This window comes from Janthinobacterium sp. SUN100, assembly GCF_030397705.1.
In the GTDB taxonomy this organism is placed as follows: Bacteria; Pseudomonadota; Gammaproteobacteria; order Burkholderiales; family Burkholderiaceae_D; genus Janthinobacterium; species Janthinobacterium kumbetense.
In genome coordinates this window covers 212,273-230,687 of record NZ_JAPUBU010000002.1, presented here as the reverse complement: position 1 = coordinate 230,687, position 18,415 = coordinate 212,273, and the positions used below count along the sequence as shown (strand labels likewise).

Here is an 18,415-nt window from a genome sequence, read left to right as displayed (position 1 = left end):
ATGGTCTGCAATGGTGAAATCCGCAGCCATTGTGCCATGCGCCCGTTACCAAGTTATCACGCTTGATAGAATTTTAAGTCATAAGCTAGTGCTGTCTTGATATAAGTCATTCAGCTCTGCCTTGCCGATAAACCGTTCATGCGTGCCATGCTGGGCGCAGGCAAACGCGCCGCCGATGGCGCCGCGGCGCATGGCTTCGTCCAGGCCCGCGCCGCCCAGCCAGGCGTGCAGGAAGGCGGCCACGAACGAGTCGCCTGCGCCATTCGTGTCCACCACGGGCAGCTTCAAGCCAGCCGCCGGAGTGTGGCGCACGGTCTCGCTGCCCCGTTCCAGCAGGTAGGCGCCGTGCGCGCCCGCCATGGCGATCACGGCCTGCGCGCGGCCTTCCGCGACAATCGCGCGCATGACGGACTCCGTGCGCTCGCCAAGCGCCGCCGTGCTGAGGAAGACCAGGTCGGCGCGCAGCGCAAAGACCATGTGGTGCGGATTGACGCCATCCCAGTCGTGCAGATCGGTCGACACGGTGGTGCCGCACGTTTGCGCATCGTCAAACAGCGCGGCCACCCAGCCCATGATGGAAAAGTGCGCGTGGCGCGCCGGGCCCAGGTAGGGCAGATAGAAGGCGGCGGGCATGCGCACGTCTTCCGGGTGGCGGCCGTCGTACAGTGACATCCTGCGCCCTTGCGGGTCGACCAGGTTGACGCTGCGCCGCGTGCCCGACGGTTCGACGATGTGCGAGAAATCGAGCCTGGCATCCTTATAGCGCTGCAGGATGGCCGCGCCTTGCGCATCGTCGCCGATGAAGTCGATGAACTTGCAGCGCAGTCCCAGCGCGTGGCAACCGAGTGCCACGCCATTGCCCGTGTGCGCCACGTAGTCGCGGATGGGCGGCACGTGCAGCGAATCGGTGACGGGCAATTGCAGGTCGGGGACGCGCACGATGGTGTCGATGCCGGCGCCGCCGACTACTAAGATGTCATAGCTACTCATGGTGCTGCCTTTTCTAACAGGACGGTGCCGGCCGCATTCACGGCGACGGCGCCGTCTTTGACGGTGTAAGTGTGATTGGTGTAGGCGTCGCGCAGCGGGGTGCCATCGGCGAAGACGCCGTGTACCTTCAGTTCGAGTGCGCCTTGCGCTTCGGGCACGGCGATGATGGCGTCGCCATCCATCACGCGGGCAAACGCGTACGGCTTGTCGTCGATGAATCGGTGTTCGCCGCGCGCCAGGGCAGGGTGGCGCAGGCGGAACTGGCCCAGCTTGCGCGCATGCGCGAGGGTGACCGCATCCATCGAGCTCCAGTTCATGTCGGAGCGTGTGGCCTGCTGTTCGTCGCCGATGGGCGCCACGCCAGGCTGGCGCGCGCTTTCATCGCCATAGAACAGCTGCACGCCACCCGGCGCCAGCAGCAGGGCGGACAAGCCATGCCGCAATTGCTCGCGCGGGAACAGGCTCGTGTCGTGCGAGGAGATGTACGACAGGATGTCGTAGCGGGGCGCATTGCCGATGCGCTTGCCCAGCAACGTCGCGTACTGGCGGTACACGCCATCGATGCTTTTCCAGTCGCCGCTCGCGCGATTCTGGAAATCGAAATTGATCATCGAGTCGAAGCCCGCGTCATGCCAGCTGCTGCGCTCGGGGCCATGGCCCCACGCTTCGCCCGTCATCCAGAACGGTGCGTCGTCGATCTTCTGCTGCGGGTGGCGGGTTTTCCAATCCTTCAATGCATCAGTGGCGGCAGCGCGCAGGGCCAGCCAGCTGGCCGGCTCCACGTGCTTGACGGTGTCGGCCCTGAAACCGTCGACGCCGAATTCGCGCACCCAGTCGGCCAGCCAGCTGACAAGGTAAGTGCGGACAGTCGCATCGGGCAGGGCCACGGCGCGCGTATCGCTTTTACGCTGCAGGATGGGCGGCAAGCCCACGGCCTTGCTGCTTTCCGTGCGGAAGTCGGGCAGATACGCCAACTGCATGGTGAAATCGTCCTTGCCGCCGTCGGGATAGCCTGGCAGGCCGGCGCGTACCCAGTCCGGCCCCCACCATTGTGCGAAATCAAAGTTGTTGTAGTCGATGTAGCTATGATAGTCGCGCAGGGTGGCTTTTTCATGGCCTGGCCACAGCACGGGTACTTTGTATTCGGACAGGGTGCGCAAGTCCGCATAACCGGGGTGGTTCAGCACCACGTCGAACAGCACGCGGATGCCTTGCGCGTGGGCAATATCGATCATCTCGCGCAATTCCTCGCGCGTGCCCATGTTGGCGTCCATGGTCGTGTAGTCGAGCGCCCAGTAGCCGTGGTAGGCGTAATGCTGGAATTGCTGCTTGCCGCCCACCACCCAGCCGTGGATCTGCTCGTATGGCGCCGTGATCCACAGGGCGTTGACGCCCAGTTCCTTGAAGTAGCCAGCTTTGAGCTGCTGCGTGAGGCCGGCGATGTCGCCGCCGTGAAAGCTGCCGACGTCGCCGCCTTGCGGGTCGGCGGCGCGGCCATAACTGTGGTCGTTGCCGGGATTGCCGTTGGCGAAACGGTCCGTCACGGCGAAGTAGACGATGGGGTTGTCAGCGAAGCTGAAGCTCCCTGCCTGCGCCGAAGCGCTGAGTAACAGGGCGGCCAGCGCAGTCAGGGAGCGTCGCATGGTCAGCCTTTCACGCCGCCAGCCGTCAGGCCGGAGATCATCCATTTTTGCGCCAGCAGGAACACGGCCGTGATGGGCAAGCCGGACAAAATGGCGGCCGCGGCGAAGTCGCCCCACAAGTATTTTTGTTCGTACAGGAACAGTTTCGAGCCGACGGCCAGGGTCAGGTTGTTCTGTTCATGCAGCAGCACGGAAGCGATCGGGTATTCGATGATGGCGCCGATGAACGACAACAGGAACACCACCATCAGGATGGGCACCGTCATCGGCAGCAGCACGTAGACAAACGCCTGCCATTGCGTGGCGCCGTCGACCTTGGCCGCTTCCTCGATTTCGATGGGGATGGTTTGATAGTAGCCTTTGATGGTCCAGATATGCAGGGCGATGCCGCCCGTGTAGGCCAGCACCAGGCTGCCGTGGTGGTCGATGCCCAGCCACGGCACGTAGCTGCCCAGCACGTCGAAGATGGCGTAGATGGCTACCAGGGCCAGCACGGCGGGGAACATCTGCAGCAGCATCAGCGCGGACAGGGTTTGCGACTTGAAGCGGAACTGCATGCGCGCGAATGCGTACGCGCAGGTGGTCGACAGCAGCACGGTGACGGTGGCGCTCATGCTGGCCACCTTGATGGAATTCCATAGCCACAGCAGCACGGGGAAGTCCGGCTCGACCAGGGTGCCGTTGGGCGCCTGGTAAGACATGCCCAGCGCCAGGCGCCAGTGTTCGAAGCTGATCTCGGGCGGAATCAGGCTGCCTGAGGCGAAATTGCCAGGGCGCAATGAGATCGACAAGATCATCAAGAAGGGAAACATCACCAGCGCGATCAGCGCGATCACGGCGACGTGGGCCGCCAGGATGCGCCAGCGGTTGGAACGGTCGACAACGATAGCCATGGTCGGTCCTTTATGCTTTGTTCATGCGCGTCAGGCGCATGTTGACCAGCGAAATCGCGGCCACGAGGAAGAAGATCAGGGTCGAGATGGCGGCGGCCAGGCCAAAGTTCTGGCCGGAATCCTCGAACGCGATGCGGTAGGTGTAGGACACGAGCAAGTCCGTCGTGCCGGCCGGTAACGTCGTGTCGAGGAAATCGGGACGTCCGCCCGTCAACAAGCTGATCAGCACGAAATTGTTGAAATTGAAACCCAGGCTGGCCACCATCAGCGGCGTCAGCGGTTTGATGATCAGGGGTAACGTTATTTTGAAGAAATTCGTCAGCGGTCCCGCGCCGGCCAGGGCCGACGCTTCGTACAGGTCCGACGGGATCGCCTTGATCAAGCCCATGCACACCACCATCATGTAGGGGTAGCCGAGCCAGGTGTTGACGATCAAAATCATGGCCTTGGCCAGGGTGGTGTCGGAGAACCAGGCGGGCTTGATGCCGAACAAGGCGTCGAGCACGAGGTTGATTTCGCCGAAGTTATTGTTAAACAAACCTTTGAAGACCAGGATGGAGATAAAACCCGGTACGGCGTACGGCAGGAACAGCAGGGTGCGGTACAGGCCGCGGAAGCGCAGCGCATCCCAGTTCAGCAGTACGGCCAGCACCATGCCCAGGCCCGTCGTGGTGGCCACGCTGATCAGGGCGAAAACGATGGTCCACACGAAAATGCGCAGGAAAGGACCGCGGAACGCTTCGTCGGAGAAGATCTTCACGAAATTGGCGAAACCGACGTTGACCTTGAAGCCCGGTTCCAGTTTCGTGCCGTCCGGCATTTCATAAAAGCCCGTCTTGAAGTTCGGTGTCACGAGTTCGCCCGTGGCGATTTTCTTGAGCGTTTTGTCCGGCAACTGCTTGTAGACGTGCGCGACGGGGCCGAATTCGCGCAAGCCCACCATGCGCAGCTCTATCCTGTTCGGCAAGATCAAGGTGAGCAACTTCAAATCCTTTTGCAGGGCGATGATGTCCTTGATGGGCAGCGGCGGGGCCAGCACGGGCGCCTGCACGGGGTCGAGCGGCGTCACTTCCACGTTCAGGGGCACGGCGCGCTTGAGGGCCAGCGGCTGCGTCAGCAGCACTTCGCCCGTGTCCGGGCTTTCCAGGCGCAAGCGGTATTCCTTGTTGTCGGCATGCACGGTCATGGCATAGCCGGCGCTTTCCACGCGCTGCGTCTCGTCCAGCAGGTATTGCGTGGCGCGCTCATAGGTGAGCAGGTTGCGCGAACTGAAATTGGTAAAGCCGATCGACACCGTGTACACCATCGGCAGCAGCACGAAGACGATCACCGCCGTAATGCCGGGAAACAGATAGCGGTAGGCATAGGCGCGCGGCGACGTGAAGACAAACGTCGTCAGGGTCAGCAAGCCGAGGAAAACGGCGGCCAGCATGGTCTGGCCGGAAATGTACAACATGAAGAGCAGATACAGACCCAGCGCCATGCTGATGGTCAATACCGTAGGGCCGATAAACTTGCGCACGATGGGATACCTGTGAAGATGGAGTGATACGAGATGGCGCAGGTCGGATCAGGCCCGAAGGCCCGTGATCCGGCCTGCGCCAGGCAGTACGATATGCTTAATTCGCCGTCGTAATCCGCTTCGCCGCCGCATCCAGGCCATCCTTGGTCGTCTGGCGGCCTTGCGTGATGTTTTCCAGCGCCGATTGCATCGACGACCAGAAGCGGCCCATTTCCGGGTTGTTCGGCATTGGGCGGCCCGCTTGCGCGCTTTCCATCGTCGCCTGGATGTTCGGATTGGCTTTCAATTCCGCGAACAGCACTTTGTTGGCTGGCGTGCCCAGCGGGACGTCGGCGTTGATGGTTTTCAGGCCATTGATCTGCAGCATCTGGTTTTCCAGAAATTCCGTCGCCAGGTCCTTGTTCGGGCTGGCTTTCGAAATCATCGCGCCCAGCACGCCCACGAATGGGGTGGCCGTCTTGCCGGCGACGGTAGGGATCGTTGCCACGCCGAAATTGATCTTCGACTTGCGCGCATTGTCCCACGACCATGGGCCGTTGATCATCATGGCGATCTTGCCCTGGTTGAAACCGGCTTCCATCTCGGCATAGCCCGCGCCCTTCGGCATGGCGCCGCTGTTGATCAGGGTCATCAGCGCATTCACGCCAGCTTGCGAACCGGCATTGTTCACGCCCGTTTTTGCCGCATCGTAGCGGCCGTCGGACTTGACTTCAAACGGGAAGCCGCCGCCCGCGCCCAGCAAAGGCCACGTGAAATAGGTATTCGTGTAATCCCACAGGATGGCTTTCTTGCCTTGCGCGGACAATTTCTTGTCCAGCGCGGCGATTTCTTCGAAGGTTTTCGGTGGGGTCGGCACCAGGTCCTTGTTGTAGACGAGGGCGACGGCTTCGATGGAGATCGGGTAGCCCCAGGTCTTGCCGCCCACGGTGAAGGCGTTCCAGGCCAGCGGCAGGATGGCGGCGCGCGCTTCCTTGCTTGGCGTCAATGGTTGCAGCAAGCCGGCGTCGATCCAGGTGCCGATGCGGTCATGCGGCCAGATCCAGATGTCCGGGCCCTTGCCGGCGGCCGCTGCCTGCTGGAATTTGTTTGGCGCATCTTCCGGATGCTCGACGACGACCTTGATGCCCGTCTTCTTGGTGAATTCCTCGCCGACCTTGGCCAGGCCCTTGTAGCCCTTGTCGCCGTTGATCCAGATCAAGAGGGTGCCTGCTTCGGCCGCGTTCGCCATGCTGACGGCGGCCAGGTTGCCGATGCCGGCCAGGGCGGCGGCGATCAGGGTGGTTTTGATGAAGCTGCGTTTCGGGTGCGTGAAGGACATGTCAATCTCCAGTATCTTTTTTTATGCTAAGTTTATGTTGAATATCAAGGCTGAAACGATGCAACCAGGCCAGGCGGCGCCTGTAGCGCCTGGCCCTTAAATCCGGAATCAGGTACGCGTCTGGCCATGCTCGTCGAACACATGGACGCGGGCGGGCGCCACCTGCAGCGCCACGGATTGGCCAATGGCCCAGTCCGTTTCCGCATCGGCGCGCACCACCAGCGGCTCGTCGCCGCCCGGTACCTGCACATACAGATAGCTGATGTCGCCCAGTTTTTCCACCGCTTGCACGGTGGCCGTGAGGGCGGCGGTGGCGCCGGGCGCGCACGCCTGCACGTGTTCGGGACGCGCGCCGACGGTGACGGGGGTGCCGCTGGCCAGCGGCTGCGTCAACACGGCTTGCAGCATGCCGCCCGCGTTGGTGGCGATGGTGGCCACGCCGTCCGCGTAGCTGTGGATCTTGCCTTTGAGGAAATTCATGCGGGGCGAACCGAGGAAGCCGGCCACGAACAGGTTGGCGGGGTGGTGGTACAGCTCCAGCGGGGCGCCCACTTGCTCGATGCGGCCCGCGTTGAGCACGACGATGCGGTCGGCCAGGGTCATCGCTTCGACCTGGTCATGCGTGACGTAAATCATGGTCGAGCGCAATTCGCGGTGCAAATTCGCCAGTTCGATGCGCATCTGCACGCGCAGCGAGGCGTCCAGATTCGACAGCGGTTCGTCGAACAGGAAGACGTCGGGCTTGCGCACGATGGCGCGGCCGATGGCCACGCGCTGGCGCTGGCCGCCCGACAAGTCTTTTGGTTTGCGTTCCAGCAAAGGTTCGATGCGCAGGATTTGCGCGGCGCGCTGCACGGCGTCGGCGATCTGCACCTTGTTCATGCCGGCCAGTTTCAGGCCGAAGGCCATGTTTTGCGCCACGCTCATGTGCGGGTACAGGGCGTAGCTCTGGAATACCATGGCGATGCCGCGCTTGGCGGGCGGCACGTCGTTCATGCGGGTCTTGCCAATATACAAGTCGCCGCCGCTGATTTCTTCCAGGCCGCAGATGCTGCGCAGCAAGGTGGATTTGCCGCAACCTGACGGGCCCACGAAGACCATGAATTCGCCGTCGGCGATCTCCAGGTCGATGCCGTGCAGGGTTTGCACGTCGCCATATGCCTTTTTCAGGCCTGTTAACTTCAGTCCAGCCATGTCTGTCGTCCTCAATCTCACTGAATGTGCCTGGCCAAATCTACTGCGCGTCGAACTTGCGGCTGGCGATGCTCACTGTGCATTCGCACAGCTGCGCTTCTCAGCCACAACTTTCATCCGCTCGCTACGATTTTGCCAAGCACTGATACTCTGTTGTTCGGCCCCGCTGATGCGCGGGGCTCGTTATTGTAATTGGCGGCATGGCCGCCAAAGGCTGCGATTTACGCCAGGGTGCCGAACCAGCCGCCATGCGCAGGCAAGCTGATCTGTTGGCCATCCTTGCTGCCTGGCAATCCATGACCGGCCAGGTCGGCCGCTGGCGCCGCGTCTGGCCAGGCAAACGTGACGGCTTGCGTGCCCAGGTTGAAGGCGGCCAGCACGGGCGCTTGGCCTGGCAAGTCGCGGCGCAGGGCCAGCACGGGTTCCGGCGCATCGAAGAAGACTATGTCGCCGCGCAACAATTGCGGCAGGGTGCGGCGCCAGGCGAGGATGTTTTGCGCAAACTGCAATGGTGAAGCGGCATCGTTTTCTTCGACATCAACGGCGCGCGCCAGGTGTTCAGGCGGCACGGGCAGCCAAGGTTTTGCCGTGCTGAAACCGCCGTGCGGCGCCTCGGCCACCCATGGCATCGGCGTGCGGCAGCCGTCGCGGCCCTTGAACTGGGGCCAGAACGGGATGCCGTACGGGTCTTGCAGCGCTTCGAAAGGAATGTCCGCTTCCGTCAGGGCCAGCTCGTCGCCCTGGTACAGGCACGGCGTGCCTTTCAGCGCCGCCTGCACGGCCAGCACCACCTTGGCCAGCGATGGCGACGGATTATCTCCGCCCCAGCGCGTCATGACGCGCACGCTGTCGTGGTTGCCCACGGACCAGGACGCCCAGCCGTCGGCCACTTGCGCTTCGAACTCTTCCACTTGCGTGCGGATGTGCGCGGCCGAAAACTCCGCCGTCAGCAAATTGAAACTGTAGGCCATGTGCAGCTTGTCGGCGCCCGTATAGGCAGCCATGGTGGCCAGCGCATTGTCGTCGCCCACTTCGCCGATGGAAATGGCTTGATATTCGTCAAGTACGGCGCGCACGCGCTGCAAATAAGCGATGTTTTCCGGCTGCGTCTTGTCGTACACGTGCGCCTGCATGCCGTACGGGTTGATGGCGGACACGCTGCTCGCATCGCGCTGGGCGGCGGGGGGATTGTCGCGCAGCAATTGGTCGTGATACGGGAAGTTGCAGGAATCGAAGCGGAAGCCATCGACGCCGCGCTCGAGCCAGAAACGCAGGTTGTCCAGCTGCGCCTGCTGCACGGCCGGGTTATGGAAATTCAGGTCGGGCTGGCTGGCGAGGAAATCGTGCAGGTAATACTGGCCGCGGCGCGGCTCCCATTGCCAGGCGGAACCGCCGAACACGGACAGCCAGTTGTTCGGCGCCGTGCCATCCGGTTTCTGGTCGGCCCACACATACCAGTCGGCCTTGGCATTGTCGCGGCTGGAGCGGCTTTCCACGAACCACGGGTGGTTGTCGGACGAGTGCGACAGCACCTGGTCGATCATCACTTTCAAGCCCAGTTCATGGGCGCGCGCCACCAGGCGGTCGAAATCGGCCAGGGTGCCGAACATGGGGTCGACGTCGCAGAAGTCGGCCACGTCGTAGCCGAAGTCTTTCATCGGCGACGTGAAGAAGGGGGAAATCCACACGATGTCGGCGCCCAGGGCGGCGATGTAGTCGAGCTTGGAAGTAATGCCAGGCAAGTCGCCGATGCCGTCGCCATTGCTGTCGAGGAAGCTGCGTGGATAAACCTGGTAGATGACGGCGCTGCGCCACCAGTCGGCGGGCAGATGGGCGAGATTGTTCTGGATGGTCGGCATGAATGATTTCTTAAAAGTTGCCTGTAGCCTCGGCTATCAGGGCGGCGCTGCTGGTTGGTAGGCGAACGTCTTATTTTAAAATTCAAAGCGCTTTGGGTATGAAATGAGTATAGTTCAAAGCGCTTTGAAAAGTAAAGCGATACACGCTCCAGACATACGATTTTTTTATGAGGGTGATTCAGGAAGGCGAGACAGTGGCGCCGGCCAGGCGGCCGGCGGCATGGGGAGGCGGAATACGCCTAGTTTGGTACAGGCCCGGCCGACTCGCCCGGCAACAGTTCGCACGGCCACAGTTCCTGCAAGTCGGTGACGGGCGTGCCATCCATCAGGGCCAGCAGCATGTGGATCATCTTCGCGCCGGCGCCGCGCGGGTCGGGCTGGACGACGGTGGTGACGTTGTGGCCGGCCAGGGAATCTTCCATCACGCCCCAGACGATCAGCGACATGTCGCGGCCGATGGCGATGCCCGCGTCGAGCAGGGCGCGCACGGCGCCCACGCCCGACATATGGTTGTCGACGATGACGGCGGTAGGGCGGGGCGAGCGGGCCAGCAGGCGCTGCATGGCCTGGTAGCCGGCGCGGCGGTCGTGCGCGTTGTCGACCAGGTTGTCGGGGTCGACGGCGAGGCCGCCCGCCTGCATGGCGTGCTGGAAACTCTCGACGCGCTGGCGCACGAAGTTCAGGTCCGGCGTGGCGCTGATCAGGCCGATGCGCTGGTGGCCCAGCTGCGCCAGGCGCTCGACGGCCAGGCGCATGCCGGCCTCGTTGTCGTAATCGAACCACGCGTGCGGCTGGTTCAGCTGCGTGCGGCCATGCGCGACGAACGGCATGCCCTGCTGCGCCAAGTAGGCGATGCGCTCGTCGAACGGCTTCGTGCGGCCGACAACGAGGCCATCGATGCGGCGGCCCTTGACCATGCGTTCATAGGTGTGGAATTCGTTGGTGGCCGAGGCGGGCGCGATCATCATGTCCATCTGCTGCGCTTCCAGCGCTTCCGACATGCCGCCCACGATGTCGATGAACATGGGGTCGGCCAGGTCGTTCGGCATCAGCGGGTAGATGATGCCGACGATATTCGTGCGTCCCACGGCCAGGCTGCGCGCCATGGGATTGGGGCGGTAGCCGGCCGCCTGCGCGGCGGCCAGCACCCGCTCGCGCGTGCGTTCGCTCACTTCCGGATAGCCATTCAAGGCGCGGCTGACGGTGGTTTCGGATATTCCTAGCGTTTTGGCGAGATTTTTGAGGTTCATGGATGCTGCGGTTGGGGTCTATCCAGGGTGGGTCGGGAGCGGTGCCGTGCGATGACGGGTAGTTTATCTGATAAATGCCGGATTGATCAGGGTCATGACAAGCGGCGGCGGCGCCCAAAAAAATACGCGGGCAAACCCAGGGGCGCCCGCGCTAAAAGAGGATACTGCTGAATCACTACATTGAAGCTGCCGGCCATCGCGTGCAGCGGCGAAATGGTGGGTCCGGATATTACTTGCCCCTGGATAAGCGGGCGGTGTTGCTGCCACCGGCAAGCGTCCGGGGACGCTTGCCAACGTTCTAGCGGCCTGCGATTACCACCAGGATTCCACTTGGAAGCCGACGGAGCTGCCGTTGGTCTTGCCACCGAACACGCCGGTCGACGACAGCGCCGATTCCACGGCGGCGGCCGACTGGGCTGCCTTGTTCCATTTGGCGTAGGTGTAGAAAGCGCGCAGCACGGGGCGCGACCAGAAGCTGTTGCCGGCCGACAGTTGCGGCGCGAAGGTCAGCTTGGTCAGGTTGCGGCTTTCGCCGCCTTCCGGCTTGACGATGTCGTGGCCCAGTTCCACGGCCAGGCTGTAGTTGTCCGTGAAGTGGTAGACGGGACGCGCGCCGATCGACGTCCACTTGCTGCTCACGCCTGCCGATTCCTTGTCTTCGTAGACGAAGGTGCCCATGCCCGACCAGGCGCCTTTGGGCTGGATCATGATCTGTTCCGTCAGGCGCACGACCTTGTCATCCTTGTTGGCGCCCAGGCTGAAGCCGCCCGTGTTGGCGGCGCTGCCCTTGCCGTACTGCAATGCCACCTTGTTGAAGCCGCCCAGCAGATTGCCTTGCGTATGCATGATGGTCAGCAGGTGGCCGCTGGCGATGGGGGCCGCGCCTTGCGCATTGCGTTTCTGGTTGAATTGCAGGCCCAGGGTCAGTTCGCCATCCGGGTTGACCTTGATGCCGGAGAAGCGCAGGTCGTGGGACAGGCCCATGCGCTTGCTGTCGCCGTCATCGGCCGTGCGCACGACGGCGTAGGCCAGCTTGGCGGCGCCCAGGTCGATGTTTTCCAGGCCGGCGCCAGGGCCGCTGTTATTCCAGAAGTAGTAATCGGTGATGTGCACGTCCTGGCGGTCGTAGTAGCGCTTGCCGACCCAGGCGCGCGCTTCGGCGAAGGCGCCCGTGCCGATCTTGTCGGCGACGACGTTCATTTCGCGCCACGACGGGTCCGATTGCTCCCAGTCCTGGTTCTGGTTGACGGAGAACGCCACCAGGGTATTGATGCGGAAGGTGGTGCCGTTGGCTGCCTTGAAGGCTTCGCCGCCGAATTTCAGCTCGCCGTAGGTTTCGCACTCATTGCCCAGACGATACTTGGACGAGGCGCCGGCCAGGCCGAAACACGCTTCCTTGCCGCCTTCGCTGCTGGTGCCGAAGCCCGAGCGGATGTAGCCGCCGAAATCGATCGGCAGGGCGGCCTGGGCGGCCGAAGCGCTCAAGGCCAACGCCACGGCGGCAGGCAAAGTTTTCAAGAAATGTTTGTTCATTGCGTCTCCAGTGTTTTTATAGGTGTGGGATCGGTGCGCATAACTTCGCACAACCAAAGCGCTTTAGTTATGTTTCAAAGCGCTTTGAGTATAGTTCAAAGCGCTTTGATGAGTAAACTAGTTTTATCTTTGAAAACTTTTGAGGTGTTGCGGAGAAGCATCAAAGGCGGGCGGCGGCGCGTGGGCGCCGCCGGGTATGGCGGGGCAAGGGATGGCTGCTGCGGGAAAGCCGGGCCGCTTAGTTTGGCGCCTTGCAGGCGGGCAGGGCGGCCGTGTCCCGCGCGGCGTCGGCTGCATTCGCCGGATGGCGCAGGAAGGCGAGGATCAGCAGGGCCGACGCCGTGGTGATGCTGGCCAGCACATACAGCAAGTGGCGGAAGGCGGCGCCATAGGCTTGCGCCAGTTCGGCGGCGCCGGCCTGCGGCAACAACTCGCCCGCATGGCGCAGCTCGCCCAGCGCCAGGAAGGGCGCCGCCAGCGCCGCCTGCTCCGCGCCGATGCCGGCAAGGCCGGCGCCGCCCAGCGCCGCCATGGTGAAGGTGCCCAGCAGCGCGCTGACGATGGCCAGCGCCAGCCCTTCGCCCGCCACGCGCGTCGTATTGAAGATGCCGGCCGCCATGCCGGCCCGTTCGATGGGCACGACGCTGATGGCCAGGCCATCCATCAAGCCCCAGGGCAGGCTGATGCCGCAGCCGATCAGCAGCAGCGGCCCCAGCAAGGTGGCGGGCGACTGGCCCGGCGCGCAGGTGGAGAGCCACAGCAAGCCGCCCGCCGCCAGCAGTAATCCGCTGGCGCAGATGTGCGCGGCGGCAAGGCGCTGCGCCGCCATGCCGGCCAGGATCGGCAGCACCAGCATGGGCGCCGACAGGGCGATCATCATGCGTCCCGCCTCCAGCGCGCTGTAGCCTTCGATGCCGATGAAGCGGGCCGGCAGCAGCACCAGCAGCACGACGAAGGAAAACGCGGGCGCGGCCGCCAGCAGTTGCACGCCGGCAAAGGCGGGCAGGCGAAACAGGGATAAATCCAGCATGGGCCGCGCCGCGCGCCGCTCCACGCGGATGAAGATGGCCAGCAACAGTGCCGCAGCACCGAACAAACCCAGGCTGGTGGAGCTGTCCCAGCCTTTGTGCGGCGCCTGCAGCAAGCCATACGTAAACAGGGACAGCGCACCCGTAAACGTCAGGGCGCCGGGCCAGTCGACGCCCTGCGCTTGCGGGTCGCGCGATTCGCGCATGGCGCGCGCGGCGGCCAGCAGGGCGGCCAGGCCGGCCGCGGCCGTGGCGACAAAAATGGCGCGCCAGCCCGTGTGCGTGATCAAGGTGCCGGCCAGGAAGGGACCGAAGGCCAGGCCCACGCCGAAGGCTGTGCCGATCAGGCTGAAGGCGCGCGCGCGGGCGGTGCCGTCGAATTCCTGCGCCAGGGCCGCCAGTCCGCTCGACAGGGCCATGGCGCAGCCCAGGCCCTGCACGGCGCGCAGCACGTCGAGCCACAGGATGCCGGGCGCGGCCGAGAGCGCCAGCGCGGCGGCGGAAAACACGCCCATGCCCAGCAAGAACACGCGCTTGCGGCCATAGCGGTCGGCCAGCGCGCCGGCCACCATCAGGCAGCCGCCAAAGCTGAGCATGAAGGCATTCGTGATCCACGCCAGCGCCAGCGGCGAGCCGTGCAGGTCGGCGGCGATGGCGGGAATGGCGATGGCCGGCCCCGTAAAACTGAGCGGCATGCATAGCGCGGCGAGGCAGACGGCCGCCAGCACGAAGGCGCGCCGGGCCGGGGAGGCCGGCTTCATACGGTGATTCGTATCCATGGGAATGATTCCAGAAAGAGGGAATCCGATGATAATATGGACGTAATCAATGAAAAAGTGGCTGAAAATCCACTCATAACGGACAAATATTCCCTAATCAACATGGCGAGATGATATGGATAATCTGAACGGCATTGCCGCCTTCGTGCGCGCGGCGGAAACGTCCAGTTATGTGGCGGCCGGGCGGCTGCTCGGGGTGTCGGCCTCGGCCGTGGGCAAGAGCGTGGCGCGGCTGGAAGAAAAGCTGGGTGTGCGCCTGCTCAACCGCAGCACGCGGCGCATCAGCCTGAGCAACGAGGGGGCGCTGTTTTACGAACGCTGCCAGCGCATCCTGGCCGACCTCGGTGATGCCGAGGCGGAACTGTCGCACCTGGCCGAGGCGCCGCGCGGCAAGCTCAAGGTCAGCCTGCCCGTGATCGGCTACCGCATCATCCTGCCCCTGCTGGCCGACTTTACGCGCCGGTATCCGGAAATCGAGCTCGACCTCGATTTCAACGACCGCCTCGTCGACGTGGTGGCAGAAGGCATCGACGTGGCCGTGCGCAGCGGCACTTTGACGGATTCGCGGTTGATGGCGCGCGAGCTGGGGCCGTTTGCCTTCGCCATCGTGGGCTCGCCCGCGTATTTCGGCCGCCATGGCGTGCCGGCCACGCCGCGCGCGCTGGAAGGGCACGCTTGCGTGCGCTATAAATTCCCCACCACGGGGAAACTGCAGGAATGGGCGCTGCAGCGGGCCGGGGGCGACAGCGGCGGCGAGTTGCGCTTGCCGACCGCCTTGACCTGCAACAATATCGAAGCCTTGATCGGCGCCGCCACGCAGGGCGTGGGCCTCGCTTACCTGCCTGACTTTATCGTGCGCGACGCCATCGCGCGCGGCGAATTGCAAGCCGTGCTGGCCAGCTACCTGCTGCACTCAAGCAAGTTCTGGGTGCTGTGGCCATCGAGCCGCCACCTGTCGCCCAAAATTCGCGTCTTTGTTGACCATTTGTGTACCCACCTGCATTTTTCCGCGCCCCCTGCCGACCCTGCATCCTTCCCGTGATGCCCCTGGCCGCCGCACCGGCGGCTGGTTGGGGAATATTCCTACCCCAAAGAGATTATTCCTAACAGCGCTGAATTTATATTTGCTGCACCGCATCAGGCAATGCCGCACGGCATCAACTTATACCCTTCCTGAATACCCGTCATTCGTTATGGAAATTGCCATAAGGAATTTATTTATGTTAATTTCATATCTGTTTCTGCAACATTGCATCGGCTGGTCGCTTGCGGGAACATGTGCAGGATTAGGCGCCATAAGCGTGTAGTAACCAACAATTAAGGGATGGTAACCCCGTTCCGTTCAGGGAGTGTGCATGAAGACAGTCACTACGACACCGCCGGATCTGGCGCCAGCCGCGCCAGCGAAACCGGCCCGTAAAACGGGGCTGCTGCTTGGTGGCGGCGCACCAAATTCCACCTTGATCGCCGGCGCCCTGGCCGCTTTCCTCGACGAAGGCATCGAATTCGACGTCATTTCCGCCTCGGGCGCCGGTGTGTTGATGGGCTTGCTTTACACGACGCCGCACGAGGCAACGCCGCGCCAGGCATTGCAAAGCTGGGCCGATACGGGTGTGGCCGACAGCATCTACAAGATGATCCCGATCAACTACAAGGTGTTCCAGAAGCCGGGCATGCACGCGAGCACTTTCCGCGACGCCTTCCAGCCGCCGGCCAACAATCCTTTTTTTCAGGCGTTCCAGCAAACGTTTGCGGGCGTGCCCACGGCCTGGTCGGACTGGGGCAAGCTGATGGTGTCGTCGCTGTCGCCGTCGGACCTGTCGGCGAAAAGCCTGGGCCTGTGCGCGCACTTGCCCTTCCTGGAAAAGGCCGTGGATTTCTCGGGCGTGGCCCGCATACGCCCCGATTTCTACATCAATGCCTACAACCTCAGCGAACACCGCATGCAAATCTGGGGCAAGCACGAAATCGAACCCATCCACGTGCGCGCCGCTTTGTCGTTCCCCTTCCTGTATGCGCCCACGACCATCGCGGGCGACGATTACATCGAAGGCGCGGCGCTCGATACGCTCAATTTCGACCCGTTTATCGAAGGCAAGGGCGAGCACCATGACGCCGACACCCTGGTCATCCTCGATATCCTCGGTGACGAGCGCTTGCTGCGCAAACCGCGCAACCTGTACGACGCCTGGGTGCGCTCCATCATCACGCCGCTGGTGAAGATTTCCAAGAGCGAGCTGCGCCTGTTCGAACTCGAGCACAACACGGATGCGCGCACGGGCCAGCCCAAGCGGCGTTTGCTCAAGCTCGACCTGATGGGCGGCATCCCGGAACAGCACTGGCCCGATACCCTGGACTGGTCCAGTTCGAACATGCAACTGCTGTTCGACGTGGGCCACAAGGCGGGCCTGGCGTTTTGCCGCCAGCATGGCGACTTGCTGCGCCGCACGCCTGACGCTGCCCCGCTGGCGGCCTAGCCACCGATCCCCGGCCACCTGATCGGCAGCTATTTATCCTGCCTGGCCTTGCCAGGCCACTCTTTTTACTGTGAAACACCATGAATATCACCAAGCAATTAATTCTGACTCTCACCATCGCCTTGCTGGCCCTGCTATTGCTGGGCGCCGGCGGCGCCATCCAGCTGCAGCGCGCCCAGGAGCGTTTTGACACGGTGCAAAACCGCATCATCCCCAGCATCCAGGGCTTGAATGCGGCCAAGGGTTTCCTGGCCGATTCGCGTCTGGCCGGCTACCGCCTGTCCGTGTTCTCGAATTTGGCCGACAAGACGGCGCTGGACAAGGCCGTGGCCGATGCCAACACGAATTTCGACAAGGTCATCACTACCTACCGCGCAGAGCGCCTGTACGATGCGACGGACAGCAAGATGCTCGATGCCGACCAGGCCGCGATGGAAGCCTACCGCCGCGCACTGGTGCCATTCTTTGCCGCCGCCTACGCGGGCGACATGGATGGCGTGCGCGCCACCTTGCTGGCCGGCACGCCGCTGGCCATCACTGCCGCTGCCGCCAAGAAAAGCATGGATGACCATATCGCCTACAACAACAAGCTGGTCGACGATGTCAAGGCGGAAAGCCTGGCAGCCTACGATACGGCGTTCAACACCATGCTGGCCGTGCTGGGCGTGGCCGTGCTGCTGACGGGCGCGCTGGCCTGGCATATCTACCGCACCATCAGCGGCGGCCTGGGCGATATCGAACACACGCTGGAGCGTGTCAGCGCTTCGCTGGACCTGTCCGCCGCCATGCCCGTCGAGCGCATGGATGAAGTGGGCCGCACGGCCACCGCCTTCAACAAATTCCTCGAGCGCATCGTCGGCGTGATCGCCACCGTGCGTACCTCGGCCGATACGGTCAGCGTGGCGGCCGCGCAGATTTCCGCCGGCAACGCCGACTTGTCCGTGCGCACGGAGCAGCAGGCGTCTTCCCTGGAAGAAACTGCGTCCAGCCTGGAAGAGCTGACCTCGGCCGTGCGTCAGAATACGGACAATGCGCGCCAGGCGAATTCGCTGGCCGTGTCCGCTTCGGACGTGGCCCGCAAGGGCGGCGCCGTGGTGGCGCAAGTGGTGGGCACGATGGGTTCGATCAACGAATCGGCGAAGAAGATCGCCGACATTATCGGCGTGATCGACGGCATTGCCTTCCAAACCAACATTTTGGCGTTGAATGCGGCCGTCGAAGCGGCCCGCGCGGGCGAGCAGGGCCGCGGCTTCGCCGTGGTGGCCACGGAAGTGCGCAACCTGGCGCAGCGCTCGGCGGCTGCCGCCAAGGAAATCAAGGGCTTGATCGAAGATTCCGTCGACAAGGTCAACACGGGCAGCGCGCTGGTTGACCAGGCGGGCGCGACGATGGAAGAAATCGTCGCCAGCATCCGCCGCGTGACGGACATCATGGGCGATATCGCCAACGCCAGCCACGAGCAGAGCGCCGGCATCGAGCAGGTGAACCAGGCCATTTCGCAAATGGACCAGGTCACCCAGCAGAACGCGGCCCTGGTGGAAGAAGCGGCGGCCGCCGCATCCTCGCTGCAAGACCGCGCCGTCGAACTGGTCGACGTGGTGGCCGTGTTCCGCCTGCGTGGCGACGCCCAGGCAAAACCGTTGAAAGTGGCAGGCGGCTTGCCGGCCCCTGCGTCTGCCTCAGCCAGCCGGCGCCTGGCGTTGCCAGGCCGCAGCGCCCGCGCTTAAGTTTAGTAATTGAATTGCCCCGGTACGCCGGGGTTTTTCTTTGGTGACGGTGCTGTTCCATGGGGGAATGTTGATTTGGAGTAGCTGTTGCAGGTGTCGGTAACGTTGCCGGGGAGGCATCGCCCCCTTTCGCGCTGTCCAGAGAGCCTGCTTGCCTTGTACGCGCGTGAGTCCGCAGTCCAAAGCGGACATCGCAATCGAA

At 63.3% G+C, this 18,415-nt stretch carries 13 protein-coding genes; 3 read left to right on the top strand and 10 right to left on the bottom strand.

Annotated elements, in window-relative coordinates; genetic code table 11:
* Positions 1–78: 78 nt before the first annotated feature.
* From O0881_RS13315 to O0881_RS13270, 10 genes are all read right to left on the bottom strand, one after another.
* A complete protein-coding gene (locus tag O0881_RS13315) occupies positions 79–990 on the bottom strand; it encodes a PfkB family carbohydrate kinase (RefSeq protein ID WP_289911670.1) in 912 nt (303 codons plus the stop codon).
* Positions 987–2,633, bottom strand: coding sequence for an alpha-amylase family glycosyl hydrolase (locus tag O0881_RS13310; RefSeq protein ID WP_289911668.1), 1,647 nt, complete (start codon positions 2,631–2,633; stop codon positions 987–989). Before O0881_RS13310 ends, O0881_RS13315 begins: the two co-directional genes overlap by 4 nt.
* Before the next feature lie 2 nt (positions 2,634–2,635).
* On the bottom strand, positions 2,636–3,526 hold the full coding sequence (gene malG, locus O0881_RS13305) for a maltose ABC transporter permease MalG (RefSeq protein ID WP_077402472.1): 891 nt from the start codon (positions 3,524–3,526) through the stop codon (positions 2,636–2,638).
* A gap of 10 nt (positions 3,527–3,536) precedes the next feature.
* A complete protein-coding gene (malF, locus tag O0881_RS13300) occupies positions 3,537–5,048 on the bottom strand; it encodes a maltose ABC transporter permease MalF (RefSeq protein WP_099664600.1) in 1,512 nt (503 codons plus the stop codon).
* Between the two features lie 97 nt (positions 5,049–5,145).
* On the bottom strand, positions 5,146–6,366 hold the full coding sequence (gene malE, locus O0881_RS13295; protein ID WP_077402478.1) for a maltose/maltodextrin ABC transporter substrate-binding protein MalE: 1,221 nt from the start codon (positions 6,364–6,366) through the stop codon (positions 5,146–5,148).
* A gap of 108 nt (positions 6,367–6,474) precedes the next feature.
* On the bottom strand, positions 6,475–7,560 hold the full coding sequence (ugpC, locus tag O0881_RS13290; RefSeq protein ID WP_251351135.1) for a sn-glycerol-3-phosphate ABC transporter ATP-binding protein UgpC: 1,086 nt from the start codon (positions 7,558–7,560) through the stop codon (positions 6,475–6,477).
* Positions 7,561–7,781: 221 nt separating this feature from the next.
* Entirely contained in the window at positions 7,782–9,419 is a 1,638-nt protein-coding gene (locus O0881_RS13285) for an alpha-amylase family glycosyl hydrolase (RefSeq protein WP_289911666.1), read from the bottom strand.
* A 239-nt stretch (positions 9,420–9,658) separates the two neighbouring features.
* Positions 9,659–10,669, bottom strand: a complete 1,011-nt coding sequence (locus O0881_RS13280; protein ID WP_289911665.1) for a substrate-binding domain-containing protein — start codon at positions 10,667–10,669, stop codon at positions 9,659–9,661.
* Positions 10,670–10,981: 312 nt separating this feature from the next.
* Positions 10,982–12,202, bottom strand: a complete 1,221-nt coding sequence (locus O0881_RS13275) for a carbohydrate porin (RefSeq protein WP_289911664.1) — start codon at positions 12,200–12,202, stop codon at positions 10,982–10,984.
* A 238-nt stretch (positions 12,203–12,440) separates the two neighbouring features.
* A complete protein-coding gene (locus O0881_RS13270; protein ID WP_289911663.1) occupies positions 12,441–14,009 on the bottom strand; it encodes an MFS transporter in 1,569 nt (522 codons plus the stop codon).
* 115 nt (positions 14,010–14,124) lie between these two features.
* On the opposite strand from O0881_RS13270, the gene O0881_RS13265 reads away from it, so the two are divergent.
* From O0881_RS13265 to O0881_RS13255, 3 genes are all read left to right on the top strand, one after another.
* Positions 14,125–15,051, top strand: coding sequence for a LysR family transcriptional regulator (locus O0881_RS13265; protein WP_289911662.1), 927 nt, complete (start codon positions 14,125–14,127; stop codon positions 15,049–15,051).
* Positions 15,052–15,364: 313 nt separating this feature from the next.
* Positions 15,365–16,486: a patatin-like phospholipase family protein gene (locus O0881_RS13260; protein ID WP_289911661.1), complete on the top strand. Its 1,122-nt coding sequence runs from the start codon at positions 15,365–15,367 to the stop codon at positions 16,484–16,486.
* A gap of 80 nt (positions 16,487–16,566) precedes the next feature.
* Positions 16,567–18,213, top strand: a complete 1,647-nt coding sequence (locus tag O0881_RS13255) for a methyl-accepting chemotaxis protein (protein WP_099664592.1) — start codon at positions 16,567–16,569, stop codon at positions 18,211–18,213.
* Positions 18,214–18,415: the final 202 nt, after the last annotated feature.

Excerpts from the sequence above, each read along its gene's own strand:
- O0881_RS13315 (WP_289911670.1), bottom strand. The coding sequence starts at position 990 with ATGAGTAGCTATGACATCTTAGTAGTCGGCGGCGCCGGCATCGACACC.
- O0881_RS13310 (WP_289911668.1), bottom strand. The coding sequence starts at position 2,633 with ATGCGACGCTCCCTGACTGCGCTGGCCGCCCTGTTACTCAGCGCTTCG.
- malG (WP_077402472.1), bottom strand. The coding sequence starts at position 3,526 with ATGGCTATCGTTGTCGACCGTTCCAACCGCTGGCGCATCCTGGCGGCC.
- malE (WP_077402478.1), bottom strand. The coding sequence starts at position 6,366 with ATGTCCTTCACGCACCCGAAACGCAGCTTCATCAAAACCACCCTGATC.
- ugpC (WP_251351135.1), bottom strand. The coding sequence starts at position 7,560 with ATGGCTGGACTGAAGTTAACAGGCCTGAAAAAGGCATATGGCGACGTG.
- O0881_RS13285 (WP_289911666.1), bottom strand. The coding sequence starts at position 9,419 with ATGCCGACCATCCAGAACAATCTCGCCCATCTGCCCGCCGACTGGTGG.
- O0881_RS13280 (WP_289911665.1), bottom strand. The coding sequence starts at position 10,669 with ATGAACCTCAAAAATCTCGCCAAAACGCTAGGAATATCCGAAACCACC.
- O0881_RS13275 (WP_289911664.1), bottom strand. The coding sequence starts at position 12,202 with ATGAACAAACATTTCTTGAAAACTTTGCCTGCCGCCGTGGCGTTGGCC.
- O0881_RS13270 (WP_289911663.1), bottom strand. The coding sequence starts at position 14,009 with ATGGATACGAATCACCGTATGAAGCCGGCCTCCCCGGCCCGGCGCGCC.
- O0881_RS13265 (WP_289911662.1), top strand. The coding sequence starts at position 14,125 with ATGGATAATCTGAACGGCATTGCCGCCTTCGTGCGCGCGGCGGAAACG.
- O0881_RS13260 (WP_289911661.1), top strand. The coding sequence starts at position 15,365 with ATGAAGACAGTCACTACGACACCGCCGGATCTGGCGCCAGCCGCGCCA.
- O0881_RS13255 (WP_099664592.1), top strand. The coding sequence starts at position 16,567 with ATGAATATCACCAAGCAATTAATTCTGACTCTCACCATCGCCTTGCTG.